The sequence below is a fragment of the Micromonospora sp. LOL_014 genome (assembly GCF_048060245.1).
GTDB lineage: Bacteria > Actinomycetota > Actinomycetes > Mycobacteriales > Micromonosporaceae > Micromonospora_E.
Genome location: NZ_JBHMIP010000044.1, coordinates 1 through 24,074 on the forward strand (window position 1 = coordinate 1; position 24,074 = coordinate 24,074).

At 70.0% G+C, this 24,074-nt stretch carries 29 protein-coding genes and 2 pseudogenes; 15 read left to right on the plus strand and 16 right to left on the minus strand.

The annotated features are described in order from the left end of the window. On the plus strand, positions 1 to 452 hold a 452-nt coding region (locus ACFHW1_RS26940), incomplete at its 5' end, for a tetratricopeptide repeat protein (RefSeq protein WP_416616423.1). On the opposite strand, the gene ACFHW1_RS26945 is transcribed toward ACFHW1_RS26940, so the two are convergent. Next, the gene (locus ACFHW1_RS26945) at positions 418 to 699 is read right to left on the minus strand and encodes a flavin reductase (RefSeq protein WP_416616425.1); all 282 of its coding nucleotides are present in this window, start codon (positions 697 to 699) and stop codon (positions 418 to 420) included. The two genes, ACFHW1_RS26940 and ACFHW1_RS26945, sit on opposite strands and share 35 nt — an antisense overlap. Before the next feature lie 456 nt (positions 700 to 1,155). Between ACFHW1_RS26945 and ACFHW1_RS26950 the strand changes: the two genes are divergently transcribed. The 5 genes from ACFHW1_RS26950 (at position 1,156) to ACFHW1_RS26970 (ending at position 4,668) form a co-directional block, all read left to right on the plus strand. After that, a complete protein-coding gene (locus tag ACFHW1_RS26950) occupies positions 1,156 to 2,043 on the plus strand; it encodes a helix-turn-helix domain-containing protein (protein WP_416616426.1) in 888 nt (295 codons plus the stop codon). Further along, positions 2,033 to 2,215: a DUF397 domain-containing protein gene (locus ACFHW1_RS26955; RefSeq protein ID WP_416616428.1), complete on the plus strand. Its 183-nt coding sequence runs from the start codon at positions 2,033 to 2,035 to the stop codon at positions 2,213 to 2,215. Before ACFHW1_RS26950 ends, ACFHW1_RS26955 begins: the two co-directional genes overlap by 11 nt. Positions 2,216 to 2,391: 176 nt before the next feature. After that, on the plus strand, positions 2,392 to 2,937 hold the full coding sequence (locus ACFHW1_RS26960; protein WP_416616430.1) for an NUDIX hydrolase: 546 nt from the start codon (positions 2,392 to 2,394) through the stop codon (positions 2,935 to 2,937). Positions 2,938 to 3,078: 141 nt separating this feature from the next. Continuing rightward, complete coding sequence (locus ACFHW1_RS26965) at positions 3,079 to 3,822, plus strand: D-Ala-D-Ala carboxypeptidase family metallohydrolase (RefSeq protein WP_416594277.1); 744 nt, start codon at positions 3,079 to 3,081, stop codon at positions 3,820 to 3,822. Between the two features lie 147 nt (positions 3,823 to 3,969). Beyond that, positions 3,970 to 4,668 (plus strand): histidine phosphatase family protein, encoded by a 699-nt coding sequence (locus ACFHW1_RS26970; RefSeq protein ID WP_416616433.1) that lies wholly within the window; start codon positions 3,970 to 3,972, stop codon positions 4,666 to 4,668. 13 nt (positions 4,669 to 4,681) lie between these two features. Here ACFHW1_RS26970 and ACFHW1_RS26975 read toward each other — a convergent pair whose 3' ends face one another. Both ACFHW1_RS26975 and ACFHW1_RS26980 read right to left on the minus strand, forming a co-directional pair. Continuing rightward, positions 4,682 to 5,272, minus strand: a complete 591-nt coding sequence (locus tag ACFHW1_RS26975) for a dihydrofolate reductase family protein (protein WP_416616435.1) — start codon at positions 5,270 to 5,272, stop codon at positions 4,682 to 4,684. A 75-nt stretch (positions 5,273 to 5,347) separates the two neighbouring features. After that, a complete protein-coding gene (locus ACFHW1_RS26980) occupies positions 5,348 to 6,187 on the minus strand; it encodes a helix-turn-helix domain-containing protein (RefSeq protein ID WP_416616437.1) in 840 nt (279 codons plus the stop codon). A gap of 48 nt (positions 6,188 to 6,235) precedes the next feature. On the opposite strand from ACFHW1_RS26980, the gene pip reads away from it, so the two are divergent. Together pip and ACFHW1_RS26990 are read left to right on the plus strand one after the other, a co-directional pair. Further along, positions 6,236 to 7,225, plus strand: a complete 990-nt coding sequence (pip, locus tag ACFHW1_RS26985) for a prolyl aminopeptidase (RefSeq protein WP_416616439.1) — start codon at positions 6,236 to 6,238, stop codon at positions 7,223 to 7,225. A 56-nt stretch (positions 7,226 to 7,281) separates the two neighbouring features. After that, on the plus strand, positions 7,282 to 7,842 hold the full coding sequence (locus ACFHW1_RS26990) for a phosphotransferase (protein ID WP_416616441.1): 561 nt from the start codon (positions 7,282 to 7,284) through the stop codon (positions 7,840 to 7,842). A 56-nt stretch (positions 7,843 to 7,898) separates the two neighbouring features. Here ACFHW1_RS26990 and lepB read toward each other — a convergent pair whose 3' ends face one another. Next, positions 7,899 to 8,639, minus strand: coding sequence for a signal peptidase I (gene lepB / locus ACFHW1_RS26995; protein ID WP_416616443.1), 741 nt, complete (start codon positions 8,637 to 8,639; stop codon positions 7,899 to 7,901). A 2-nt stretch (positions 8,640 to 8,641) separates the two neighbouring features. Beyond that, the gene (locus tag ACFHW1_RS27000) at positions 8,642 to 9,001 is read right to left on the minus strand and encodes a PadR family transcriptional regulator (RefSeq protein WP_416616444.1); all 360 of its coding nucleotides are present in this window, start codon (positions 8,999 to 9,001) and stop codon (positions 8,642 to 8,644) included. A 422-nt stretch (positions 9,002 to 9,423) separates the two neighbouring features. On the opposite strand from ACFHW1_RS27000, the gene ACFHW1_RS27005 reads away from it, so the two are divergent. Genes ACFHW1_RS27005 through ACFHW1_RS27030 form a run of 6 tightly spaced genes read left to right on the plus strand, consistent with a single transcriptional unit; the run spans position 9,424 to position 14,533 of the window. After that, on the plus strand, positions 9,424 to 10,590 hold the full coding sequence (locus ACFHW1_RS27005; RefSeq protein WP_416616446.1) for a glycosyltransferase: 1,167 nt from the start codon (positions 9,424 to 9,426) through the stop codon (positions 10,588 to 10,590). Further along, complete coding sequence (locus ACFHW1_RS27010) at positions 10,587 to 11,852, plus strand: aromatic ring-hydroxylating oxygenase subunit alpha (protein WP_416568681.1); 1,266 nt, start codon at positions 10,587 to 10,589, stop codon at positions 11,850 to 11,852. The genes ACFHW1_RS27005 and ACFHW1_RS27010 overlap by 4 nt, the downstream gene beginning before the upstream one ends. 5 nt (positions 11,853 to 11,857) lie before the next feature. Further along, positions 11,858 to 12,370 (plus strand): aromatic-ring-hydroxylating dioxygenase subunit beta, encoded by a 513-nt coding sequence (locus ACFHW1_RS27015; protein ID WP_416555964.1) that lies wholly within the window; start codon positions 11,858 to 11,860, stop codon positions 12,368 to 12,370. 7 nt (positions 12,371 to 12,377) lie between these two features. Further along, on the plus strand, positions 12,378 to 13,607 hold the full coding sequence (locus tag ACFHW1_RS27020) for an MFS transporter (protein WP_416616448.1): 1,230 nt from the start codon (positions 12,378 to 12,380) through the stop codon (positions 13,605 to 13,607). 4 nt (positions 13,608 to 13,611) lie between these two features. Then, positions 13,612 to 14,004 (plus strand): carboxymuconolactone decarboxylase family protein, encoded by a 393-nt coding sequence (locus ACFHW1_RS27025; protein ID WP_416591486.1) that lies wholly within the window; start codon positions 13,612 to 13,614, stop codon positions 14,002 to 14,004. Next, positions 13,994 to 14,533 (plus strand): hypothetical protein, encoded by a 540-nt coding sequence (locus ACFHW1_RS27030; protein WP_416616450.1) that lies wholly within the window; start codon positions 13,994 to 13,996, stop codon positions 14,531 to 14,533. Before ACFHW1_RS27025 ends, ACFHW1_RS27030 begins: the two co-directional genes overlap by 11 nt. On the opposite strand, the gene ACFHW1_RS27035 is transcribed toward ACFHW1_RS27030, so the two are convergent. The 10 genes and pseudogenes from ACFHW1_RS27035 to ACFHW1_RS27080 all read right to left on the minus strand — a co-directional run bounded on the left by ACFHW1_RS27035 (position 14,473) and on the right by ACFHW1_RS27080 (position 21,500). Beyond that, the gene (locus ACFHW1_RS27035; RefSeq protein WP_416616452.1) at positions 14,473 to 15,132 is read right to left on the minus strand and encodes a flavodoxin family protein; all 660 of its coding nucleotides are present in this window, start codon (positions 15,130 to 15,132) and stop codon (positions 14,473 to 14,475) included. The two genes, ACFHW1_RS27030 and ACFHW1_RS27035, sit on opposite strands and share 61 nt — an antisense overlap. A 113-nt stretch (positions 15,133 to 15,245) precedes the next feature. Further along, positions 15,246 to 15,908, minus strand: coding sequence for a nucleotidyl transferase AbiEii/AbiGii toxin family protein (locus tag ACFHW1_RS27040; RefSeq protein ID WP_416591489.1), 663 nt, complete (start codon positions 15,906 to 15,908; stop codon positions 15,246 to 15,248). Next, the gene (locus tag ACFHW1_RS27045) at positions 15,905 to 16,264 is read right to left on the minus strand and encodes a hypothetical protein (protein ID WP_416555970.1); all 360 of its coding nucleotides are present in this window, start codon (positions 16,262 to 16,264) and stop codon (positions 15,905 to 15,907) included. Before ACFHW1_RS27045 ends, ACFHW1_RS27040 begins: the two co-directional genes overlap by 4 nt. A 39-nt stretch (positions 16,265 to 16,303) precedes the next feature. After that, a pseudogene (locus tag ACFHW1_RS27050) lies at positions 16,304 to 17,730 on the minus strand (FAD-dependent monooxygenase). A gap of 538 nt (positions 17,731 to 18,268) precedes the next feature. After that, positions 18,269 to 18,946 (minus strand): adenylate cyclase, encoded by a 678-nt coding sequence (locus ACFHW1_RS27055; RefSeq protein WP_416569432.1) that lies wholly within the window; start codon positions 18,944 to 18,946, stop codon positions 18,269 to 18,271. 99 nt (positions 18,947 to 19,045) lie between these two features. After that, the gene (locus ACFHW1_RS27060; protein WP_416616454.1) at positions 19,046 to 19,591 is read right to left on the minus strand and encodes a hypothetical protein; all 546 of its coding nucleotides are present in this window, start codon (positions 19,589 to 19,591) and stop codon (positions 19,046 to 19,048) included. A 187-nt stretch (positions 19,592 to 19,778) separates the two neighbouring features. After that, complete coding sequence (locus tag ACFHW1_RS27065; protein WP_416555973.1) at positions 19,779 to 20,006, minus strand: hypothetical protein; 228 nt, start codon at positions 20,004 to 20,006, stop codon at positions 19,779 to 19,781. Positions 20,007 to 20,057: 51 nt separating this feature from the next. Then, positions 20,058 to 20,318 (minus strand): annotated as a pseudogene (locus tag ACFHW1_RS27070) (helix-turn-helix domain-containing protein); the annotation flags it as partial. A 144-nt stretch (positions 20,319 to 20,462) separates the two neighbouring features. Then, positions 20,463 to 21,068, minus strand: a complete 606-nt coding sequence (locus ACFHW1_RS27075) for a hypothetical protein (protein ID WP_416555974.1) — start codon at positions 21,066 to 21,068, stop codon at positions 20,463 to 20,465. 75 nt (positions 21,069 to 21,143) lie between these two features. Beyond that, complete coding sequence (locus ACFHW1_RS27080; protein WP_416555975.1) at positions 21,144 to 21,500, minus strand: ArsR/SmtB family transcription factor; 357 nt, start codon at positions 21,498 to 21,500, stop codon at positions 21,144 to 21,146. On the opposite strand from ACFHW1_RS27080, the gene ACFHW1_RS27085 reads away from it, so the two are divergent. Then, positions 21,499 to 22,578, plus strand: a complete 1,080-nt coding sequence (locus ACFHW1_RS27085) for a cation diffusion facilitator family transporter (protein WP_416555976.1) — start codon at positions 21,499 to 21,501, stop codon at positions 22,576 to 22,578. The genes ACFHW1_RS27080 and ACFHW1_RS27085 overlap by 2 nt on opposite strands. A 154-nt stretch (positions 22,579 to 22,732) precedes the next feature. Here the strand turns inward: ACFHW1_RS27085 and ACFHW1_RS27090 are convergent, their stop codons facing one another. Further along, a complete protein-coding gene (locus tag ACFHW1_RS27090; protein WP_416555977.1) occupies positions 22,733 to 23,719 on the minus strand; it encodes a threonine/serine dehydratase in 987 nt (328 codons plus the stop codon). Positions 23,720 to 24,074: the final 355 nt, after the last annotated feature.

A 24,074-nucleotide genomic window follows, 5' to 3' on the forward strand; every position in this document is an offset into this window, starting at 1 on the left:
CCACCGTCGAAGCCGCCGACATCTACCGCCGGCTCGCCACGGTCAACCCCGCCGCCTACGAACCCGACCTCGCCATGTCACTGAACAACCTTGCCGTGACACTGTCGAATTTCGGCCGGCGCGAGGAGGCACTCGACGCCTCTACCGAAGCCGCCGAACTCTACCGCCGGCTCGCCCAGGCAAATCCCGAAGCCTACGAACCGGACGTAGCAAGATCACTTGGGGTGTCAGCATGGGTCCGAGTCGCTCATCAGTATCAGCTGCCCGAGGCGTTGACCACCGCGACCGAGTCAGTCGAGCGCTACGAGAAGCTGTTCCAGCAAATCCCGATGGCGTACTCACGTCGTCTTGCCGGGGCGTTGGGGACGTTGGCGGACGTACTCGACGGGCTCGGTCGCGGGGACGAGGCAACGGCGGTCAGGGCTCGCCGGGACGCGTTGACAGACGAGTAATAGCTTCGGACTCGGCGATCTGGTCGGGCCAGCGGAGGAACCGGCGGTACAGGTCGGGCGGGCTGAGTTGCTCGGCGTCGCATTCCAGCAGGTCGTCGATTGCCTCGTACATCAGGGTGGCGAGGTAGACGCACATCCCGATCCGGTCGTTGGCCCAGTCGGCGGTGATCTCGATCTTCGCGGTGTCGCACGGCCATTCCGTACCGCACTCGCGACAATTCCAGTGGGGGCGGGACGCGATGTGCATCAGTGTGCCCCGTTCACTCGGGCGCGCTGTCCGCGCGTCAACAGGCCGGCGACCCACACGTACTCGGTGGGTTGGTTCCATCGGGGGCCGCGATCCCACTGCGTCGACTGGTTCGGCGGCCGATCTGTCGGCTTCGGACGCGGGGCCGGCGTGTTGTGCAGGTACGGCGCGATGGTCGACGGCAGGTACTTGTCGGGGCAGGGCCAGCGTATTCCGCAGCGGCAGTACCGGCCGAGTCGACGCCAGTTGCGGGCGTGTCGCGGCTCATACCGTATACGGTCGTCGCGTGTGGACCTCAACCTCATCTGTCAACCCTTCTCACAACACATTTCCCATGATCACTGAACTCTTCCTTCACATCATGCTTATTCGCCATCTGGCTCAGCGCAATCTCGCACCGGTAGGTTCGGACCTAACATCCACCCACCATTACGCGACACGAGAGGACGGGGTTTCGTGGACGACGCCGGCAGCACTGTCCCCCGCAGGCAACTGGGTCGATACCTGAGAGAGCTTCGCGAAGACGCTCATGTCACGGTCGCCGCAGCGGCCAAGGCACTCGAATGGTCACCGCCGCGCATCTGGCGTTACGAGGGCGGCCAGGTGCCGATCCACCCGAACGACGCCGAGGCGATGTGCCGGCTCTACGGCGCGCCCCCGGAAACGATCACGACGATGCGCAACCTGGCCCGGGAGACCAAGTCACGCGGCTGGTACCACGCCTACGACCACGCCATCACAGAATGGTTCAAGCTGTACGTCGGACTCGAAGCCGCCGCTTCGACGATCCGCAAGTACGAGCCGAATGTCATCCCCGGTCTGCTGCAATCCCTGGAGTACATGACGGAGATCATCACCACCGGAAACCCCGACCTGAGCCAGGCCCAGCAGCAGGCACGCATCGAAGTCCGCTCCAAGCGGCAGAAGCTGCTCGCCCGCGTCGTCCCACAGGCCCCCGACCTCGACGTGGTGATCGGCGAGGCAGCCCTTCGCTGTCCGACGAAGGATCGGGCCGCGATGGCGCGCCAACTGCGGCACCTCGCCGCCGTCGCCACCCAACGCCACAACGTGACCGTCCGGGTTCTCACCTTCGCCGCCGGACTTCCCAGCAGGCCAGAGGTCGGGTCGTTCTCCATTCTGACCTTCCCCAAGGTCAGCGTCCGCCCGCCCGAGCCGACCACCGTCTACTCCGACGGCCCGTGTGGTGCCATCTACCTCGACAAACCCACCGAGATCGAGACCTATGAGGGCATCTGGTCGTCACTCAAGCAACACTGCCTCACCCCGCTAGAATCGACCGAGTTCATCACCCGGATCGCCAAGGAGTACGAGGATGAAGGCTGACGGCGTCTGGCGTAAGTCCACCCGGTCGGGTGCCGACGGTGACTGTGTCGAGGTGGCCGGCCACCCGTACCGCGTCGCGGTCCGCGACAGTAAGGACCACACCGGCCCGGTCCTCACCTTCGACACCGCCTCCTGGCAGCACTTCGTCGACACGGTGAAGACCCCACACTGACCCGCCCCACTCTCGACCAACGACGACGCCCTGGTCCGCCGGCTATGACGCAGCGGCGGACCAGGGCGTCGTCGTTGGTCGGATCAGCCCGCGAGCACGTCGGAGGTGCCCGAGGCCGACCGGCAGCGCATTGCCGAGACGTGGCTGGCCCACTTCGACCCTCCGGGGGCACACCGATGATCGACGCTGACCACATCGCTGCGACCGTCACCGTTTATCTGGACCGTCACCCCGACGAGGTCGGCCGGCTCGCCCCGCTGACCGCCACCCTGCGCGAGCCCGGCGACCTGACCTCCCGCGCGACCTTCACCGGGCACGTCACCTGCTCGGCGCTCGTCCTCGACGCGGACCGGCGAGTGCTGCACATCCGCCACAACGTGCTCAACACCTGGCTGCGCCCCGGCGGGCACCTCGAACCCGATGACACAACCCTGGTCGGGGCCGCGCTGCGCGAGGTCGCCGAGGAAACCGGCATCAGCACCACGGCGCTGACTCTGCTCGACGAGACGCCGATCGACATCGACGTCCACCCGATCCCGGCCAACCCGGCCAAGGGCGAACCCGACCACCAGCACTTCGACGTGTGCTACGCCTTCACCACCACCGCCCGCGACGTGACGTTGCAGGCCGAGGAGGTCCACGACTTCGCGTGGCTGCCCGCCACCGAGATCACCCCCGCCGTCCTGGCCGAGCGGATCGCCGCAGTCGCCGCGACGACGTAAACGGCCCTCAGAGACGCCGGTCGCAGCCAAGGCGCAGACACCACATCACGGTTGACAGAGAGTAGTGAGTCTTGACCATCGGGTGATCGGCCGGAATGATCTACTCATGCCGGCCGATCGTCACATGTCGATGGGAAGACCATGGGGACTGTTATCCGCCGGCTCGGCCGGATGCTCGCTGCCTGCGCCCTCGTCGCCGCCACCGCTCTAACGGGCGTTGTTGTAACAGGTGGCGCGGCCCACGCAGACGGCTGCTACACGTGGGGGCGCACCCTCTCCCAGGGGATGTCCGGTAATGACGTCAAGCAGCTGCAGATCCGCGTCTCGGGCTACCCGGGCTACGGCGCGGTGCTCGCCCTCGACGGGGCGTACGGCCCCGCCACCCGGTCAGCGGTGATCCGCTTCCAGCAGGCGTACGGCCTCGCCGCCGACGGCGTCGCCGGCCCGCAGACCTTCAACAAGATCTACGCGCTCCAGGACAACGACTGCACTCCGGCCAACTTCAGCTACGCCGAGATGAACAACTGCAACAGCAGCTGGTCCGGTGGCGCGGTGTCCGCCAGCACCGCCAAGTTCAACGCCCTCGTGTCAATGTGGAAACTGCAGGCCATGCGGCGTGCGCTCGGCAACGTACCGCTCTATGTCAGCAGCGGCTTCCGCAGCTACTCCTGCAACAGCGCGGTCGGCGGCGCCTCCAACAGCCGACACCTGTACGGCGACGGCGTCGACCTGGTCGGCTCACCCTCGTTCTGTCGGATCGCCCAGCAGGCCCGTTACCACGGCTTCAGCAACATCCTCGGCCCCGGCTACCCCGGCCACAGCGACCACACCCACCTGGGTGCCACGCCGAGCCGGTCCTGGTCCGCGTCGAGCTGCGGCATCTGAGGGTCGCTACCCGCGCGACCGAGAACTCTCTTCAGGCGACCCGGGAACTGCTCCGGCCTGACCGCCGGTGATCGGGTCACCGGCGGTCAGGGCCGGCCGCCCAGCGCCACGGCCACGAATCATGCGCCCATCGGACACAATGAACAGATGGACACCGTCGCGCAGCTGACCATCGTCCGCCACGGGCAGAGCACGGCGAACGCGGCCTTCGCCGACGCCCACGCCCGAGGTCTGGCCGACCACGGCCTCACCGGCCGCGACGCCGACATCGAGCTAACCGCGCTCGGCTGGCAGCAGGCCACCCACCTCGGTCACTGGCTCGCCACCCGACCCGCCGACCAGCGGCCCGACGTGGTCGTCTGCTCCCCGTACCTGCGGGCCCGTCAGACCTGGACCCGGGTGGCCGGCACCGCCGCCGCGCTCGGCGCGCCCTGCCCGGAGGCGGTCATCGACGCGCGGCTGTGCGACCGGCTGATGGGCGACCTCGAACTGCTCACCCCGCTGATGATCACCCAGCGGTTCCCGGCCGAAGCCGCCCGGCTCGCCGCCGACGGACCGTACGCCTACCGCCCGCCGGGCGGTGAGACGTTCGACGACGTCGTCGCGCGTGTCAAGGCCGTCCTGGCCGACCTGGACCGCGACCACGCCGGCCGGCGCGTCCTGATCGTCGCCCACGACGCGGTGGTCATCGCGGCCCGGCACATCCTCGACGGTCTGCCGTTCACCGAACTTGACGCGATCATTGCAGCCACGCCGGTCGCCAACGCGTCGATCACCCGCTATGCCGACACCGGCGATGGCCTCGAACTGGTCGAGTTCGCCACCACCGCCCACCTGCCGCCGTGACTTCTACTGCCGCTCAGGCCGACGGACGGCGCACCTGATAGCGCAGGTGAAGGACCCGTTTGCCCTGAATGATCACGTCAGGATCGGCCAACAGGTGCTGCGCGTCGACCGACCCGAAGAAGCGTTTGCCGGAGCCGAACACGACGGGTACGACGTCCATGCGTACCTCGTCGACCAGACCGGCGGCGAGCACCTGGCCGCCGACGTCGCCGGCGGCGACCTCGACCAGACGGTCACCCGCGAGCTCCTGCGCCCTGGCCACGGCCGCCTCGACACCCTCGACGAAGTGAAACGGCGCCTCCGGGTCCCAGTCCTCGGGCGCCGCCCGGTGCGTCACGACGACCATGTGGTCGACCCCCGCTGGCGGCGTGCCGTCCCAGCCGTCCGTCATGTCGAAGACGTGGCGGCCGACGATCGTCACGCCGATCTGATCCCAGTACGGCCGGACGTAGTCGTAGGAGGTCTGCGACACCGTCAACCCGCCGCTGTCGTCCAACGGGACGTCACCGCTGGACAGCCAGTCGAACAGCGGGCCGGGCTGGTCCTTCATGTCTGCGATGAAGCCGTCCACCGACACCGAGCCGTACATGACCACCGTGCCCACGGGGCTCTCCTCTGCTTCCGAGCGTTCTGGGTGCCCCAAATTATCGGGTCGTGACCTGTCCGTTCTTGTAGAAAATCAATCCGCCGGCAGTGGCCAGCTGTTCAGCACATGGTCGGGATGTTCGCGCAGGAACTGCCGCCGGACCTCGACGTAACGGGTCGGCGTGAGGCCGGTGAACGCCCGGAACTCGTGGCCGAAGTGCGCCTGGTCGAAGTAGCCGGCGCCGCTGGCGAGCTCGGCCCAGTCGACCGGTCCGGCGGGGTCGATCGAGAACGCGGTGGCGGCGAAACGGGAGATGCGGGCCAGCCGTTTCGGCGTGACGCCGACGATCTCCTTGAACCGCTCCGCCAGATGGGTGCTGCTGACACCGGCCGCCGTGCCCAGGTCGCCGATCGGGACCGCCCCGCGGGTCGCAGTGATGACGCTGCTCGTGTGGCGAACCAGTCCCAGGCCGACGGTCGCGCGCAGCCGTCGCGTCAGATCCTCCTCCAACAGCGTCAGCATCTCGGCCGGTCCGTCCGCCGCAGCCAGCCGGTCCCGCAACTCAGCGACGGCGGGCCGGCCCCACACCTGTTCCAACGTCACCGGCCGGTCACACAGCTCGGCCGCCGGCATCGGCACCAACGGCGCCAACCCCCACGGCTTGACGTGCACGCCGACCGACCGGGTCCGGACCGGGTAGCCGAAGTCGTACGCGCGGGTGGGCATGGTGACCACGCAGCCGTCGGCGTACTCGGCCGTCTCGATGTCGGTGCCGGCGCGGATGCGAAACGGTGCCCCGAGGTTGACGATGAGCAGCGCCGCCGGCGTGGGCGGCAGCGTCAACCGGGTATACGGCGGCGTACCCTCCAGGTAGTAGAGGTCGTCGATCAGCCTGTCCAGCGGCGGTCGCGGCACTCTGGACGTGTACTCCATGCCCAACAGCATCCCCGACGACCCGCCGGCACCTACGAGGAGCACGCCGTGACCGAGCCGTACGACACCGGAATGCTCGACGTCGGCGACGGCCACCGGGTCTACTGGGAGGTCTGCGGCAACCCCTACGGCGTACCCGTCGTCGTGCTGCACGGCGGGCCGGGCAGCGGATGCACGCCCCGGCACCGCCGGTCGCTCGACCCCGACCGCTTCCGTGTCGTCCTGTTCGACCAGCGCAACTGCGGCCGCAGCACTCCGTCGGCGGCCGACCCGGCCACCGACCTGAGCGCCAACACCACCGGCCACCTCGTCGCCGACATCGAACGGCTGCGCGAGCACCTCGGCGTCGACCGCTGGGTCGTGTACGGCGGCTCCTGGGGCGCGACGCTGGCCCTGGCGTACGCGACGAACCACCCCGACCGGGTACGCGGCATGATCCTCGTCGCGGTCACCATGACCCGCCGGTCCGAGGTCGACTGGCTGTACCGGGGTGCCGGCCGGTTCTTCCCCGAAGCGTGGCAGCGGTTCATCGCCCACGCCGGCCTGCCCGGCTACCGGCTGCCGACCGACAGCGAGCCGCCGATCGAACCGGTGCTGCTGCGCTACGGCCAGCTGCTCGCCGACCCGGACCCGGCGGTACGCCAGCGGGCCGCCGACGAGTGGTGCGCCTGGGAGGACGCGCTGATCTCCGAGGAGCACAACGGCAACCCGGGCGCGTACTCCGACCGTGAGCTGCGGCAGCGGATCACGATGACCCGGATCTGCGCGCACTACTTCGGCAACGGCGCGTTCCTCGCCGACGGCGAGATCCTGCGCAACGTGCCGAGACTGGCCGGGATCCCGGGGGTGCTGATCCACGGGCGTACCGACGTCAGCGGTCCGGCGATCACCCCATGGGAGATCGCGCAGGTCTGGCCTGACGCGCGGCTGCACGTCATCGGCGACGCCGGACACACCGGCACCGCCACGATGCGGCGCGTCCTGGCCGACGCCGCCGACACCATGGCCCAGCAGACCGGGGGCGGTACGGTTTGGTGAGTGACGTTCCCGACCTCGGTCCCCCGCCCCAACGCGTCACCGTCGGAGCGGACCAGGTGCGTCGGCTCGTCGCCAACCAGTTCCCGCACCTGGCGAACCTGCCGGTGAAGCCGGTGGCCAATGGCGGTTGGGACAACTGGACCTTCCACCTCGGCTCGGAAATGCTGGTCCGTCTACCCAGCGCCGCCGAGTTGGGCGACCACGTTGACGCCGAACTGGTGCGCGAGGTCTGGGCGGCGGCGATCGACGCCCGCTGGGACGGTGTCGACCGTTGGTTCCACGGAGACATCGCCCCGGGGAACCCCCTCCTTGCTGACGGACAGTTGGCGGCCGTCATCGACTTCGGGACCTGCGGCGTCGGTGACCCGGCCTGTGACCTGGCGATTGCCTGGACCTTGCTGACCAGCGACAGCCGGCAGGCGTTCCGCGCGCGGCTGGCGGTGGATGACGCGACGTGGGCACGCGGACGAGGCTGGGCACTCTGGAAAACCCTCGCCAGCTGCTCCAATGCCTCGGCGGATCCCGAGAAGGCAGAAGAACTCGCGAACGCGCACCGTATCCTCGCCGGAATCTGCTCCGAACTCACGGCCAACGTTGTCACCGAGACTCGCCCGTGACGGCGGCCGACGCCTGGCCCCGGCGCTCTCGCCCAGCCGACCAGTGGCGCAGGTCCTCAGTTCGGTAGCCGGGCCACCATCCGGCCGGTGATGTCGTCGAGGCGCCACGGTCCATCGTGCCGCAAATCAAATGCGCCGTCTCGGTGGTCGCCGAGCAGGAACACCTGGCCGGCGGGCACGGTCACCGGCGTGCATTCGGTGTAGGTGCCGGCCGGCAGGTACGGCTCGTCCAGCGCGGCACCGTTGCGGTACACCAGGCCGTCGAGGCAGGTCAGCTCGTCGCCGGGTAGGCCGATCACCCGCATGGTCCAGGCCCGGTCGACCGGGTTGAGCACGACGACGTCGCCGACGTCCACGCCGGTGACCCGGTACGCCACCCGGTCGACCAGCATCCGCTGCCCCGCATCGATCGTCGGCGACATCGACCACGACGGTACGTACACGACGGTCAGCACCCACTGCTGTGCCATGGCGGCGAGCAACGCCACGACGAGTACGCCGGCCGTGGCCCGCCGCACCCAGGTGGCCGTGACCCAGCTCGCGGCCGTGACCACCCACCGGCCGGCACCGGTGGACCGCTCCCGCAGTGACACCCACACGCCGCCGGCCGCCCAGCGTACCGCTTCCGCGTCCGTGGTGACCTCGTCGAACTCGGCGAGGACGGCTTCGCCCCACGGTCCGCCCCGGTCGCCGCCGCGGCGTACCGCCCAGCGCAGAACCGCCCGCGCGGCTCGCCGGACGGGGTTGTGGCCGGCGGCCGTCGGTGTCAGCGGCGGGGCCGGCTTGGAGCTGGGCATCGTCAAGCCTCCTGGATGGTCGGCCGGGGCGCGGGCGCGGTGTGGCCGGTGGCGCGGCGGCGGGACTGGGCGTTGGCGGCTTCGTTGTGCTGGGCTTCAGCCAGCCGGGTCCGCGCGAGAGCGGCCCCGTCGGTGGTGAGCCGGTACACGTGCCGGGGTGGCCGGCCAGGGCTGGCCGGTTCCCGCCACTGTGCCTCCAGCAGGCGCTGCTCGGTCAGGCGCATCAGGATCGGATAGAGCGACCCGCTGGCCAGGCCGGTTTCCTTGCTGAGCTGGTAGCCGTAGCGCCAGTCGTCGGGCGCGACCAGGAAGCAGGCGAAGATCCGCAGTGTCTGCTGCGAGCTGTTCGGTCGACGTGGCATGACCAAAACTCTACATATAAAGACTATGCCGGTCCAGTCCGTCCCGCCTGAGCCTGCGGCGGGCCCTGCTGTCGGTCGATCGCCGGCCGGCAGCACGCCTGAGGCACCGAACGGCTCGATCGCTATCGATGAATATGAATTGATTTGCCCGACGCCAGGTGCACCTCCCGCCGGCCGTCCGGTCAGGATGCGGACCTCGGCCAGGCGGAGAGCCGCGCGGCGGACCGACGGCCGCAGGGCATTGACATCGATGACACATCCCGGCAGGCTTTTGCGAAACCCCCTCGGGACGGGCGGCGGACCCGGTTGTTTCGAGGCTGTTCCGAGTAGCGTCAGTCGATTTGCACCCCTCAGCGATGGTGGTGGATGCGTACAGATTCTGATTCGGCCTGGCCGTCTTCTCTCGATAGATCGGAGATCTGATGCGTGTCGCCCTGCTCACCACCACTCAACACGGCCACCTGAACCCGTACATTCCGGTGGTCAACGCGCTTCAGGCAGCCGGCTGTGACGTCGCGCTGCTGCTGTTGTCGGCCGACGGCGGCGTGCTCGACGAGCAGCGCGGCCAGGCCCTGGGCAAGGCGGAGGTGCACACGATCGGGCAGGTCGAGATGGCACCGTGGAGCGACGAACCGGCGAAAATCGGCCCGATGCTGCAGTCGTCGCCGGTCGCCGAGCAGACAGCCGACGTACTGCGCGCGACGGCACCGGATTTCGTACTCGTCGATTCGCTGCCGGTCACCGCGTCGGCGATGGTCGGCGCACATGCGTCCGGCGTGCCGTACGGGATGATCTGGGCAAATCTGGGTGGCGTATGTCCAGCCGAACATCGGCGCGGTCGCTGGCTGTACGACGAACAGGTCGGCAACTATCTGACCAGGCACGGGGTGATGTGGTCGATGCGTACCCATTCGGCGCGTTCGCCGATTCTCAATCTGATGCCGACGATCCCCGCCCTGGTCGGCGACGACGCGGTCACCGACGACGGGGTGCAGTTGGTCGGGCTGCCCGGTGCGGCGGGAGTCCGCGGCGACGAGGTCTCCTTTCCGGGTCTGGACCGGATCGACCCTGACCGTCCACTGGTGTACGTCTCCTTCGGCACGATCTTCTACCGGCGGCCGGACCTGCTGCGTACGGTGATCACCGGGGCGGCGGCGACCGGGGCGCAGGTGATCGCGTCGGTCGGCGACCTCACCGGGGAGCTGGCGCTGCCCGACGACGTGCTCACCGCCCCGTACCTGCCGCAACGTGAGGTCCTCGAACGCGCCGACGTGTTCATCACCCACGGCGGCTACAACTCGGTCGCCGAGTCGATCCGGGCGCAGACCCCGATGCTGGTGATCCCGCTGGCCGTCGACCAGCCCATCCAGGCGTCCTTCGTGGGCAGCGCCGGCTTCGGAACAGCGCTGGAACCGGCCGAGGTCACCCGGCAGACGGTCGCCGACGCCGTCACCGATCTGCTCGACCCCGCCCGGGACTACCGGGCCCGGCTGCGGGCCGCGCAGCCGCAGTGCGGCGACTCCGCCGCGCGTACCGCCGACCTGGTGGTCGACACCGTCGGAACGCTGCAGGGCAAGGACGAACGGTGACGATCGAACTGCAACGGCCGGTGGGCGCCCCGATCGTGGTCGACGACCCCGACCGTCACTCGTTCCGGGTGGATCGCCGCGCCTACACCGACGACGACCTGGCCGCACAGGAGATGACCAGGATCTTCGACCGCTGCTGGCTGTACGTCGGGCACGAGTCGGAGATACCCGCGCCGGACTCCTATGTGGCGCGTGACGTCGGCGGACGGCCGGTGGTGCTGGCGCGCGGCTCCGACGGGGTGCTCCGGGTTTTCGCGAACAGCTGCCCGCACCGTGGGGCGCTGGTCTGTTCGCAGCCGGCCGGGCAGGCCCGGTCCTTCCGCTGCCCGTACCACGACTGGACGTTCTCCAACCAGGGCGACCTGGTCGGCGTGCCGATCCCGGACGGGTACGGGCCCGGTTTCCGCAAGGCGGACTTCGGCCTGGCGCGGCACCGCAGCGACAGCTACCGGGGTTTCGTGTTCGTCACCTTCGACCCGGAGCAGCCGCGCACCCTGACCGAGTACCTGGCGGGTGCCACGGAGTACCTCGACCTGATCGACGACCAGTCGGAGGTCGGGATGGAGGTGATCCAGGGTGCGCAGCTGCACGGCGCCCGGGCCAACTGGAAGCTGATGATGGAGAACAGCGTCGACATCTACCACTTCCGCGCCCTGCACAAGCGGTACGTCAGCTACATGGAGTCGCTGGGGTCGGTGCCACCGCGACGCCGGGGCGGCTTCGGTCGCGCCCTCGGGCTGGGGCACGGCGCCAACGAGCTGCCACCGGCGGCGGCCCGCCCGCTCGCCTACTGGACGCCGATGTTCGGCGCCGAGGTGCGGCCCCGGATCGAGGCGACGGCCGCCCGGTTCGTCGAACGGTTCGGTGCGCAACGCGCCGAACGGATCACCGGCACCAACCGCGCGGTGCTGATCTTCCCCAACCTGATGATCATCGACGCGATCGCGATCACCATCCGCAAGATCGACCCGGTCGGCGCGGACCAGATGGCGATCACCTCGGTCGCCCTGGCCCCCCGAGACGAGGACCCCGACATCCGGGAACTGCGCAAGAGCCACTACCTGACGTTCCTCGGCCCCGCCGGCTTCGCCACCCCCGACGACATCGAGATCATCGAGTCGTGCCAGCGGGGATACCTCAACCGCGCGGTCCGCTACTCGGACCTGTCACGCGGCATGAACAAGGCGGTCCCGGAGACCACCGACGAGCTTCCCGCCCGCGAGTTCTGGCGGCAGTGGGACCGGCTGATGCAAGGGACGTGACCAGGATGATCACCGAGCTGACGGCCGACGACACGGCCCAGGTGCGGCTGTGGCACCGGGTGAGCCAGTTCCTCTTCCGGGAGGCGCGGCTGCTCGACGAGTGGCGACTACGCGAGTGGTACGCCGAGATGCTGACCGACGACATCCGCTACTCGGTGCCGGCCACCGACGTGCGCGGCGAGCCGGCCGACGCGCTCGGGCTCATCGACGACGACGCCGCCCGGCTGCGCCAGCGCATCGAACAGCTGCTCAACGGCGAGGTGTGGTGCGAGAACCCCCGGTCGCGGACCAACCGGATGGTCAGCAACGTGGAGATCCTGGCCGACCGGGGCACCCACCTGGACGTGGCGGCGAACGTCGTCGTGCACCGGTTCGGGCACGGGCGCACCGACGCGTACGTCGGAAAGTACCGGTTCGAGCTCGTCGTCGACGGCGAGACGTTCCGGGTCCGCCGCCGGCTCGTCGTGCTCGACCACGAGACGCTGTACGAGCACGGCAAGCTCAGCATCATCCTGTGACCTGCCAGTGACGGCGGCCGCCCCGGGCAGCGCCCTACCCGTCGCCGCCTTCGGGCCGCCGGGTCTGCCCCGCGAGGTGTACGTCCTCAGCGTCGTCGGTGGCTGCGTCATGCTGGGCCTGGGACTGGTGCTGCCGGTCCTGCCGGTGTACGCGGCGACGTTCGGCGCCGGACCCACCCAGATCGGCGTACTCGTCGCCCTGTTCGCGTTGCTGCGGCTGGCCACCAGCCCGTTCTGCGGCCGGCTCGCGGCCCGGTTCGGGGAACGGCGGATCCTGGTCGCCGGCCTGCTGCTGTGCGCGGTCTCCTCGGCCCTGGCGGCGTTCGCCGGATCGTACGGGCAGCTGCTCGTGTTCCGCGGCCTCGGCGGCGTCGGCTCGGTGCTGTTCTCGGTGTCCGCGCTGGCGACACTGCTGGCGGTCGCCCCCGCCGACCAGCGGGGCCGGGCCAGCGCCGTGTTCGAGGCCGGCTTCCTGCTCGGCGGCATCTGCGGGCCCGCGCTCGGCGGGCTCCTCGCGCTCATCGCCCTGTCCGCGCCGTTCCTGGTGTACGCCGCACTGCTGCTGGCCGCCACGGTGCTGACCCTGGCGGTACTGCGGACCGACGCGCGCCACGGCACGGAACCGGGTCGTGGCGCACTCCGGCTGCCGGTCCTGCTGCGGGACCGGCGCTACCTGGTGGCCTGTACGGCGGCACTGGCCCAGGGCTGGGTCCTGTTCGGACTACGCAGCGCGCTGGTGCCCACGGTGATCGTCGCGTGGGGACACGACGTGGCCTGGGTCGGGTGGGCGTTCACCATCTCCGCCGTCGTCCAGGCGTTGCTGATCGTCCCGGCCGGCCAGGTCGTCGACCGGGCCGGCCGGCGCCCCGCCATGATCGCCGGCACCGGGGTGGCCGCGACGGCGATCACCGCCCTGGTGTTCGTGGACACCTACCCCTGGCTCGTCGTCGGACTCTGCGCGTACGCGGCGGGATCAGCGCTGCTCAACGCCGCGCCGGCCGCGCTGATCGGGGACGTCGTCGCCGGCCGGGCCGGCAGCGGCGTCGCCGTCTTCTCGATGTGCACCGACGTCGGCGCCGTCGTCGGCCCGGTCGTCGTCGGGCTCGTCGCCGAGCAGGCGGGCGCTGCGGCCGCCTTCGGCAGCGGCGCCGCGCTGCTGGTCATCGCCTTCGCGGCGGCGTGGACGTTGACCACGGTTCGACCGACGACTGCTGTCCCACCGACCCGAAGGAGTTGATCACATGGACCGGCCGGCTGCCCGACGTGACCGGGGCGAGGCCATGTTCCAGCAGGTCTTCGGCCGCGAACCGCGCCCCGGTTCCTACCCGGAGTTCCTGCAGCTCACCGTCGACCACCTGTTCGGTGAGATCTGGACCCGCCCGCACCTGAGCGTCGAGGAACGTGAACTGGTCGCGTTGAGCGCGGTGACATTGGCACGCACCGACTGGGAGCTGCGCGGCCATATCGGCGCCGCCCTGCACCTCGGGATGTCACGGGAGAAGATCATCGAAGTCATCATCCAGCTGGCCTACTACGGCGGCTGGCCGGTCGCCAACAACGGGCTGCGGGTCGCCCAGGAGGTCTTCGCCGAACTGGACGGCGTCACCGGGAAGGACCCGGACGATGACCAGTGAACCGTCCGCACTCGACCCGGCCGAGAAGGTCGACCTGTGGCGGCAGAGGTTCTTCGAAGCCCAGGCCGCCGCTGAGGAGTTCATCCTGGCCGAGCACGGCGAAGAAGGCCTGACCGCGTGGATCCAGGCGAACTCGCGCATCACCGCCGACCTGCTGCGGGCGCAACGGCCGGCCGGTGTGTCCGCCACCGACCACTTCATGACCCGGCTGCAACGTCAACTGCTGCTGTACGACTCGGCGGTGACCCGCGAGCCACAACCCTCGGGCACCGTCCTGCGCAACGCCGACTGCGGGATCCTTCGGTACCGCAGACGGGCAGCCCGCGCCGGCGTCGTGCTGACCTTCTCGTCGCCGTGCCCGTACTGTCAGGAACTCAACACCGCCATCGCCGCCCGCTACGTGGAACCGGACGTCACGGTGTCGTGCGACCAGGCCGGCGACGGGTGCACCTGGCGCGCGGAGTCCACTCACCCGCCGGAAGGCGACGACGCGGCCGGGTCACCGCAGCGGGGCCGGACCGACGGTTGAACCACCGGCAACGCCGTCCGCGCGTCCGTCGGTGAACGGCTGACGTCGAGCGTCATGCCGAGCTGCCGGCCCACCGCCACACACAGGTCGACCGCGGCGGTACGGGTCAGGTCCTGATGCTCGCCCTGGGTGAGGCACGCCGACGCCACGTTCCTGTTCCGTAGCCGCAGGTACCACGGGAACAACGAGCCCAGCGCGGGCTCGGTCAGCATCGTGCGCGAATGCACGATCGTCCCCACCAGCAGGTTGCCGAACGGGCGCTGCCCGGCGTTCATGAAACTCTTCAACCGCTCCTGGAAGATCTTCAACACCGCCGGTACGTTGCCCGCGTACACGGGCATGGCGAGCAGCATCGCCTGCGCGCCCTCGGCCAGGTCGACAACCTGCGCGAATTCGTCGTCGAGTGTGCACCGACCCACTTCGGGGTCCAGGCAGGTGTCCTCGCCCTCGCACATCGCGATGCGATGGTCGATCAACCGGATCCGCTGGATCCGCGCGTCGCCGACCTCCCGGACGACACCGGTGATCGCCGCCTCGAGCAACGCGTCGGTCAGCGACGGCAGACGCTTCTGTGTGCAGGACAACGCGATGATCTTCACCCGAGGGGCCTCCCCTGTCCGCTCAGCGCCACGCGTGGACCGGCCACCTGACCATGCGTACGTGGCCGCTCACCGAGGCAGCCCCAACCTACCGGGCCGCCCGCCCGCGTGGGTCAGGGCGCAAACCTCGGCCAGGTGGAGAAGCAGTGGCGAATCTCGTTGACCTGTGTCGCGGTCAGCCCATAGATCTCGCGGAAGACGGCGTCGTCCATCCGGTCCAGCCGCTGCATGGCATCGGTGAAGTCCTCCTCGGTCAGACCAGAATCCGCCTGCCGGGCGAGCTCGGTCAGCCGATTTCTGGAGTAGCGGGCTAGGGCAGCGGCAGTATCGATGTAATCGCGAGGGGCAGCCCGGGTAGCTAGTGCTACCACCTTTGAGGCAACCACGTCATCAAGGTGCAGCACCGGCCCGATCTGCATCATGACCGGCTGGTGGTGCCGGTCGAACCGCACCATCTGCAGCCGCACCGTCTGGTCTCCGCGACGCACCTCGCACTCGACGAGATCATGCTCGAAACCGTCGAAGACGTCGCCGAGGTCGGCTGAATCCGTGACCGCCTCGACGTGCAGTCCAGCACGACTCAGGGTCGACATCACCAGGTCGGCAGCCGCGGTGACCCCACCGGACTGGTCCGTGAACAGGTCGACGTCTTCGGTCGGCCGGTCCACCACGCCGTATGCGATCAGCGCGTGTCCGCCTGCTAACGCGAAGCCGTGTCGCTGGGCCACGGCGAGCGCCAGCCGTGCCACCTCGGCCTGGAACTCCTCTGATGTCACGCGGCGGCGGGCTGGTGGGCGCTGCGCAGCTGCGGGTGCCGTTGCTCCCAGGCCTGTCTGACGCCACGTGGAACCCACAGGTCCGGCCAGAGCCGGACCAGCGTCGGGCCGTGGAGCCAGGTGACCAGCTCGACCGGGGTGACCGCCTCGACCAGGACGGTTTCGTACATCCACCGCAGCAGTGCGGGGTTGTCGAGATTGACCCGGCGGTCGGGCTGCCAGTGCAGCCGATGCGGCAACTCGACGACGCCACTGACTGGTCCGTGCAGCTGCGCGAGGTCAGCAACGACTGCCGCGCGACGACCCGGCCGAGCCAGGTACGGCACGATGCCACCCTCGGCTTCGCTGCGTCTCACGTCATCCAGGGTAGCGGGCGATCCCGCCGCGAGCTGGCCCTACGGTGTCGACGCGGCGGGCCTGAGCCGGTTGTCGGCTACGCCGAACCAGCGCGGCAGGTGATGCAGCAGATCCTGCTGGTCGTCGCCGACCCAGGCCACATGGCCGTCGGGACGCAGCAGGACGGCGGCTACGTCCAGGTCGTCGCTGGCGTCGACGACGTGGTCGACCCGGTCCACCCAGCCGGTGACCGACAACCGGCCGGTCTGGTCGAGCAGCAGCCCACGGCCGCCACGCGTCAGCTCGTACAGGCGGCGGCCGCCGGTCAGCGCTACGTCGCGCAGCCGCCGGCCGAGCAGGTCATGGGTCAAACCGCCACCGCCGTCCCCGTCCTCGCCGCCGACGCCGTAGCGGATCCCGATGGCGGTGACCTTCTCGATCAGGCGGCGGCTGACCTCCTCGATGTCCATCAGCTCCGCGAGTAGCCGGCGCACCGCCTGCGGGCCCGGCTCGGTGGACAGCAGCTCCATCTGCGCCCGGGTGTTGTCCAGCACGGCGGCCGCCACCGGATGCCGTTCGGTGTGGTAGCTGTCGAGCAGCCCGTCGGGTGCCCAGCCGGCGACCACGGCCGCGAGTTTCCAGCCGAGGTTGACCGCGTCCTGGATGCCGAGGTTGAGGCCCTGGTCGCCGAGCGGCGGGTGGATGTGCGCGGCGTCGCCGGCCAGCAGGACCCGGCCGACCCGGTAGCGCTGCGCCAGCCGGGTGGCGTCACCGAACCGGGACAGCCAGCGCGGTGAGTGCACGCCGAAGTCGGTTCCGGCGGTCACCCGCAGTTGCCGGGTGAACTCCTCGATGTTCGGTGCGACGCTACGGTCGGCGGCCACCCCTGCGGCGGGCACCCCCAGCCGGTACACGGCGCCGCCCCGAACCGTTTCTCGCTGGCGCGGACCTCGGCGACCACGGCGGCGACGGTCTCCGCCGGTACGGCCACCCTCATCTCGCCCAGCAGGGTGTCGACCCGGGTCGGTTCGCCGGGAAAGGCGACACCGAGCAGGTTGCGCACCGTGCTGCGGCCGCCGTCGCAGCCGATGAGGTAGCGCGAACGCTGCCAGGTCCCGTCTGCCAGCTCAGCGGTCACCTGAACGTCGTCCTGGCGCAGGCCGACCAGTTCGCAGCCGCGCCGGATCTCGGCACCGAGTTCGGCGGCGCGTTCGGTCAGCAGGCGGTCGGTGACGGGTTGCGGGATGGCGAGCACGTACCCGTGCGCGGTGTCCAGCCGGTCCGGCACGGGTTTGTCGATGCCGGCGAAACCGCCGAACGGATACCGCTGGCCGTACGCGAGGAACCGGTCCAGCAGGCCACGCTGGTCCATGATCTCGATGCTGCGCACATGCAGGCCGCCCGCCCGGACGTGGCTGGTCGGCTCCGCGTCCTTCTCCACGACGAGTACGGACACGCCGTGCAGCCGCAACTCGCTGGCCAGCATCACCCCGGTCGGCCGTCGAGGAACGGGCTGATGGAGCGTTACTGGCAGCTGCTGGGCGTCCTCAACGGCTGGCTGGCCGCCCCACCGCAGGTGCCGGCGACGGAATGGTTCATCGCCGCGCTGCGCGCCCACGCCGACTGACGACGAATCGGCCGGGTCGCCACGGCGGCAACGTCGTGGCGACCCGACACCCGCTCGACATCGATCTGGTCCCCTGGCTGGACCGATCCGCGTCATCACCGGCTGGCGGTGCCGGTCGAACCGCACCGGCTGCAGCCGTACCACCTGGTGTTGGTGCCGGTCTCGTACATCCACCGCAGCAGCGCGGGATTGCCGAGAGGTCGACCCGGCGGTCCGGCTGCCAGTGCAGCCGGTGCGGCAGCTCGACGATCCCGCTGACCGGTCCGCGCAGCTCGGAGAGATCAGCGGCGACGACCGCGCGGCGGCCGGGCCTGGCATGCACCATGCCTGGCTGCGCCCGTCGGTCTCGCTGCGTCTCACCCTCTCGGGGTAGCGGGCAATCCGGCCCGTGACCGGCCTACGGGCCGCTCACCTGGCTCGCCGCAGCTGTCACGCCGATCCGATGGGCCGCCCGTGACAGCCACAACGCCACCAGCCAGATGGCGGTCACCGGCAGGGCGAGCGGTACGAGCAGCGGCAACCACAAGCCGACCAGCACGGCGGTGGCCGGCACCGCCAGACACGCCGCCAGCACCACTGTCGCGTACGCCGGACGGACGTAGGACGTGACCAGCGGAATCGCGACGAAGGCGATCGCCGCGCAGACGCCCACCACGACACCCCAGAAGGCCTGTCGTGTCGCCGCCGACGTGGACACCACGCTGACCCACGCCAGGCCGGGCAGCGCCACCACCCAGGCGGCCAGCCACAAGCCGTGCCGGGCCACGCGGGCAACCGTGGAGGCGTCGCCCCGCCGGCTGAGCAGCTCCGCCGCCACCGCCAGGACGACGACGCAGCCGAGACCCGCGAACACCAACGCCGGGAGTACCTTGCCGGTGCCGTCGGGGCACTGCAGCTCGCCGCTGGGCAGTACGTCCCCACCGGTGGGACGACACCCGATTCGCAACGCGGACAGCACCAGCAGGCCGACTCCGCCGGCGACCACGCCGACCACCGCAGCGGCGGCTGCGGTCGCGAGGTACCAGATGAACAGCTGTTCCCCGCCGAATCGGCGCCGAGGACTCTGCTGCGACATCCTGATCATCTCCCTGAGACCGACAATGGCCCGTGCGCCCAGGCAGCCATGAAACCGGTGACGGTCAGACTACCTGGGCCGGCACTATCAGCGTAGGCGTCAGTAGTAGACCACGGTTGGACAGCCACTTACTCCCGGAGCGTAGCGAATCGGATTGGTGAATTCCTCTCCCATCAGGAAGCAGGCCGGCACTGTCCAGTTGCGGCTTGAGTTGACCAGCAGGGCGCTGCCGTCGAACCCAACTGGAGGATCTCGATCGGTGTTCAGTCCCATGCAATCGGTCTGCGGGGATAGTCCAAGATTGTTGCAGTCGTTACTCTTCATGCTTACGGACGCGGCCATCCGCGAAGAGCTTTCGTTGCCAGGATACAGCTCGGCGAACGCCAGGTACAGTGTGTCCTGGGCCAGTTGGCGCGGGAAACCGATTCCGATCTCGACTCCGTTCTCGTCGCAACCATCACTTGCGATGTTGTAGTCGGCGTAGGGAGCAGAGGATTCCGGGACGTTCGCCCCCCCCCAAATGCCACCCATCTCGTAGGTGCCGGACCAGAAGTCCCAATCGGAGTCACCAAAGCCGGGCGGGCAAAACGGGCGGACGACCCAGCCAGGAAGATCGTCGTTCCACGTTGTTATGCCGAGTTCCATTCCCCAATCACTCGGAAAAGTCGAAGGTTGCGCGCTGTAGGCGCTTTCGTAGACGAACCAGTAGTCATAAGCTCGAAGTTCTTCCTGTACCGGTGGGTAAACGGTACGGTAGGTGTCGCCTTCCCATATTGATGGGTAGTACCCATCGATGGAACCGTCGAGAGGTTGTACGGTGTCGCGTGCAGGCTCAACCGAAAACCTTTCTCGACACCACTGCCGGCGCGGTGGTGGTGACCGCAGGTGACGCCGCAGCCATCACGCTCTGCAACCTCTCGATCTCGGTCGAGGATGTCGACGCCCGGACGACCAGTGCGGACACCACCGGGCGACGATTGAACCGTCGCTGAAACGCGAGCTCGGCCCAGTTTGCCTGGTCCTTGGCGGTCACGCCATCCATCGGGATGATGCCGCCCACCACGCCATTGCCGGAGAGCCGCAGCTCCAGAACCTAGATGTCGATCTTCTCCAGGTCCTCGGCGACTGCGGCGAGCAGGGCGATCGCTTCCTGCACGTACCGCCAGGCGGTGGCGACGCCGACGGCGAACCCGGCGGCGAGCCGGGTGTAGGTGTCGCCGTTGCGTAGGTGGGCCAGGGCGAGTAGTGCCTGGCGGCCGGGGTCGAGGCGCCGCCAGCGGGATCGATGCTGGTTGCGGTGGGCTCGGATGAGGTCGGTAAGGTGGTTGAGGGTGCGGCTGGACAGCGGGATCGTGGAGGGGTAAGACAGCACGGGCGAGGCTCCCGGTCGGGGCATCGGATCTTGGTCGACTGCTGTCGTACCTGGAGCCTCGCCCTCATCGCTCTCCGGGCGCGCTGCGCCCGCTCTGACCTGCAAGATCAGGTTGGAAAAGGCTCTGTGGTGTCCCTGGTGCGGCTACGGTCGGCCGTCGAGGAACATCCGCAGCCGGGTCAGGGTCTGCTTGTCGTCGCCGGGCAGGTGCCCGTTGACCGCGCGGCACACCCAGCCCAGGCGCGATGCCACCCGGGTCGCGGCCACCAGGTCGCCGGTGAACCGTTCGGCGTACGGCACCAGGTAGGCGTCCCGCAACGGCGCGGTGTCGACCGAGTCCCGCACGTCGTCGAGCCCCCACGCCAGCCCACCTTCGAGGGTGACCGACAGGGTGAGGAACGGATGCGACACGCAGGCGTCGCCCCAGTCCATGATGAGATGGCGGCCGTCGCGGACGAAGACCTGCGCGTCGTGCAGGTCGTCGTGCTGCAGCAGCTCCGGCAGCCCGTACTGCGCCAGCTCGGCGCACAGGTCGGCCACCATCGGCGCCGCGTCGCGGAACCGTCGATCGGCGCCGACGATCCGTGCGTACGCCTGCGGCAGGGTGGCCAGCCGCCGGTCGGGCACGCCGAGGGCGAGCAGGTCGTCGACGTCGTCGGCCAGGTCGAGCTGCACCACGTCGAGCCGGCCGTCGATCCAGTCCCGCACCCAGGCCAACCACTGCGGATCCCGCCACCGTCTGTCGTCCACGGCCGGTGATGCTAGTCAGCCGTTGACGTCGGCCGACACTCGTTCTAGCCGGCCGGGCCAGCCGGCAATGTGGGATCAGTCGTGGTCGGGGGCTCCGGTCAGGTGATGGTCGGCGGCGTACAGGGCCTCGGTGACCAGGCGGCGGACGTGGCCGCCGCGTGCCCGGTAGAGCACCCGGCGGCCGTCACGGCGGCTGGCGACCAGGCCGGCGAGCAGCAGTTTCGCCAGGTGCTGCGACACGGCGGGGCGGGCGGCGCCGACCGCCGCCGCGAGGGTGCCGACGTCGTGTTCGCCGTCGCGCAGCTGCCACAGCAGGCGTAGCCGGGTCGGGTCGGCCAGCATCTTCAACGCGGTCACCGCCGTGTCGACCTGCGCGCCGGTCGGTTGCTGCTGCCCATCCGTGGCACCTGCAGCGTTGTCGCGTGCGTACATGAGCACGTATTCTGCCATCGCCATGGACCACGACCACCACCGTCACGACCACCACCCGCACGGTCACCGGCATCCGGTGCGGCGGGCCTGGTGGCGACGGGCGCTGCACCGGCTCACCCCGCACACCCACGACACCGCCGCCAAGGTCGACGACTCCCTCGAAGCGTCCCGCGACGGACTCCGCGCCCTGTGGATCTCCCTGGCGGTCCTCGCCGCCACCGCCGCCGCCCAGGCCGTCATCGTCGCCGCCAGCGGCTCGGTGGCGCTGCTCGGCGACACCCTGCACAACGTCACCGACGCGCTCACCGCCGTACCCCTGGCGATCGCGTTCCTGATCGGCCGGCGCGCCGCCACCCGCGCCTACACCTACGGGTTCGGCCGCGCCGAGGACCTCGCCGGCGTCGTCATCGTGGTCGTCATCGCCGGCTCGGCAATCGCCGCGGGCTGGACCGCCGTCGACCGGCTGATCCACCCGGCGTCGATGACCCACGTGCCGTGGGTGGCCGCCGCCGGGGTCGTCGGCTTCGCCGGCAACGAGATCGTCGCCCGCTACCGGATCCGGGTCGGCCGGCGCATCGGCTCGGCCGCGCTGGTCGCCGACGGGCTGCACGCCCGTACCGACGGATTCACCTCGCTGGCCGTCGTCGCCGCCGCCGGGGGCGCGGCGGCCGGCTGGCAGTGGGCCGACCCGCTGGTCGGCCTCGCCATCACCGTCGCGATCGGGTACGTGCTGCGTGACGCCGCCCGCGAGGTGTACCGGCGGCTGATGGACGCCGTCGACCCGGCCCTGGTCGACAACGCCGAAACGACCCTGCGCGCGGTGCCCGGCGTCCGCGACGTGACAGCGGTACGGCTGCGCTGGATCGGCCACCGGCTGCACGCCGAAGCCGACCTCGTCGTCGACGCCGACCTGAGCCTGCTCGCCGCGCACGAGGTGGCCGCGGACGCCGAACACCAGCTCACCCACGCCGTACCCCGGCTGGTGTCGGCGACCGTGCACACCGACCCGGCCGGGCACGCCGGGGCGCACCACCACGTCACGTTGTCGCACCGCCGTCGGGCCGCGACGCTGCGGTAGAAGATGGCAGCCGGTCACAGCCCTGGGCTTGCACTCGGGTGGAGTGGTCGGCGCGTGCATCGCCTTTCACCAGCCGGTGACCGAGGTACTCACGGTGTGCAACGCCCGGGTGTACTGACTCCGGTGCCAGTGCGCCGGTGACGTGCCCGGCCCGTCAGATCAGCCCCATCAGGTTGAACCGGCGGGCCCACCCGGCCAGGTCGGCGACGGTGACATTGCCGCCGCAGACCACCAGGCCGAGCCGGACGTCCGGGCCGACCCGCTCGACCACCCGGCGGGCGGCCGGCAGCAGGCACCCGGCCGCCGGCTCCGCCCACACCTTGGCGTGCTCGGCCAGGTCCAGGCTGCCACGCACCGCCTCCGTGTCCGACACCACCAGCACGTCGGTGACCAGTTCGGTGACATGGTCGTAGGTCAGCTGCGACACCGTCGGCGCGCTCAACGTCGACACAATCGACGACAGTTTCACCGGCACGGGGCCGCCGTGCCCGCAGGCCTGCGCCATCGCCGACGCGCCGTCGGTCTCCACCCCCCAGACCCGGACGCCGGGCCGGCGGGCCCGCAGCGCGGCGGCCACCCCGGAGATCAACGCGCCGCCGCCGACGCTGACCAGCACGTCCGTCGGCGCCGTGCGGTCGTCGGCGAACGCGTCAGCCGCCAACTCCAGACCGACGGTGCCCTGCCCGGCGACCACCACCGGGTCGTCGAAGGGATGCACCATCGCCAGCCCGTCGGCCCGCAACCGCGCCGTCAGGTCGAACGCCTCGTCCATGGTGTCGACCACCCGCACCGTCGCCCCGGCGGCGGTGGCGACCTCCACCGCCCGCTCCGGCGCGGAACGCGGCATCACCACCGTCGCCTTCACGTCCAGGGCCTGCGCCATCACCGCCACCGCGATGCCGTGGTTACCGCCGCTGACCGCCACCACGCCGGCCGCCCGCTGCCCGTCGTCGAGGGTCAGCAGCTTCGCCGCCGCGCCCCGCGCCTTGAACGACCCGGTCCGCTGCAGCAGCTCCAGCTTCGCCGTCACCGGTACGCCGAGCAGCCCGGACAGGCCGGGGCTGGGCACCGTCGGCGTCCGCACCACATGGTCGGCGATCCGCCGCGCCGCCGCCTCAATCTGCGCGACGTCAATGATCATCATGCCCTCCGGGTGCGCTGGTCAGCAGCGCTACCAGTATGCCCACCGGTACGGCGACCCGTTCACCCGCGCCGGGCCACCTCGTTCAGCACCACGGCGGCGGTCAACAGCGCCGTCGAGCCGAGCAGCGGGACGTGCCCGGCCAGGCGGGACCGGTAGTCGGGTCCGCCGCTGTCCGATGTTCAACTGCCGCCCGGCGGCGAACAACGAGTCCCGGTCCGGTCGCGCCATGTCGCCATTGTGGCAGGTCCACTCGCCACGGCCCGGGGACGCGGCACCGGTCAGCGTCAAGCACGTGGCCGGAAGTCGCCCACAAATGGGCAATGGCACGGTGTTCAGCGCCGCCGCCAGCGGC

What these genes read in the sequence shown, in the direction of transcription:
- ACFHW1_RS27055 (WP_416569432.1), bottom strand. Translation starts at nt 18,946, where the DNA reads ATGTCGCAGCAGAGTCCTCGGCGCCGATTCGGCGGGGAACAGCTGTTC.
- ACFHW1_RS27085 (WP_416555976.1), top strand. Translation starts at nt 21,499, where the DNA reads ATGAGCACGTATTCTGCCATCGCCATGGACCACGACCACCACCGTCAC.
- ACFHW1_RS27000 (WP_416616444.1), bottom strand. Translation starts at nt 9,001, where the DNA reads ATGCCACGTCGACCGAACAGCTCGCAGCAGACACTGCGGATCTTCGCC.
- lepB (WP_416616443.1), bottom strand. Translation starts at nt 8,639, where the DNA reads ATGCCCAGCTCCAAGCCGGCCCCGCCGCTGACACCGACGGCCGCCGGC.
- ACFHW1_RS26980 (WP_416616437.1), bottom strand. Translation starts at nt 6,187, where the DNA reads ATGGAGTACACGTCCAGAGTGCCGCGACCGCCGCTGGACAGGCTGATC.
- ACFHW1_RS26960 (WP_416616430.1), top strand. Translation starts at nt 2,392, where the DNA reads ATGATCGACGCTGACCACATCGCTGCGACCGTCACCGTTTATCTGGAC.
- ACFHW1_RS27080 (WP_416555975.1), bottom strand. Translation starts at nt 21,500, where the DNA reads ATGTACGCACGCGACAACGCTGCAGGTGCCACGGATGGGCAGCAGCAA.
- ACFHW1_RS27060 (WP_416616454.1), bottom strand. Translation starts at nt 19,591, where the DNA reads ATGGAACTCGGCATAACAACGTGGAACGACGATCTTCCTGGCTGGGTC.
- ACFHW1_RS26945 (WP_416616425.1), bottom strand. Translation starts at nt 699, where the DNA reads ATGCACATCGCGTCCCGCCCCCACTGGAATTGTCGCGAGTGCGGTACG.
- ACFHW1_RS26965 (WP_416594277.1), top strand. Translation starts at nt 3,079, where the DNA reads ATGGGGACTGTTATCCGCCGGCTCGGCCGGATGCTCGCTGCCTGCGCC.
- ACFHW1_RS27025 (WP_416591486.1), top strand. Translation starts at nt 13,612, where the DNA reads ATGGACCGGCCGGCTGCCCGACGTGACCGGGGCGAGGCCATGTTCCAG.
- ACFHW1_RS27030 (WP_416616450.1), top strand. Translation starts at nt 13,994, where the DNA reads ATGACCAGTGAACCGTCCGCACTCGACCCGGCCGAGAAGGTCGACCTG.
- ACFHW1_RS26955 (WP_416616428.1), top strand. Translation starts at nt 2,033, where the DNA reads ATGAAGGCTGACGGCGTCTGGCGTAAGTCCACCCGGTCGGGTGCCGAC.
- ACFHW1_RS26970 (WP_416616433.1), top strand. Translation starts at nt 3,970, where the DNA reads ATGGACACCGTCGCGCAGCTGACCATCGTCCGCCACGGGCAGAGCACG.
- ACFHW1_RS27005 (WP_416616446.1), top strand. Translation starts at nt 9,424, where the DNA reads ATGCGTGTCGCCCTGCTCACCACCACTCAACACGGCCACCTGAACCCG.
- ACFHW1_RS27015 (WP_416555964.1), top strand. Translation starts at nt 11,858, where the DNA reads ATGATCACCGAGCTGACGGCCGACGACACGGCCCAGGTGCGGCTGTGG.
- ACFHW1_RS27090 (WP_416555977.1), bottom strand. Translation starts at nt 23,719, where the DNA reads ATGATCATTGACGTCGCGCAGATTGAGGCGGCGGCGCGGCGGATCGCC.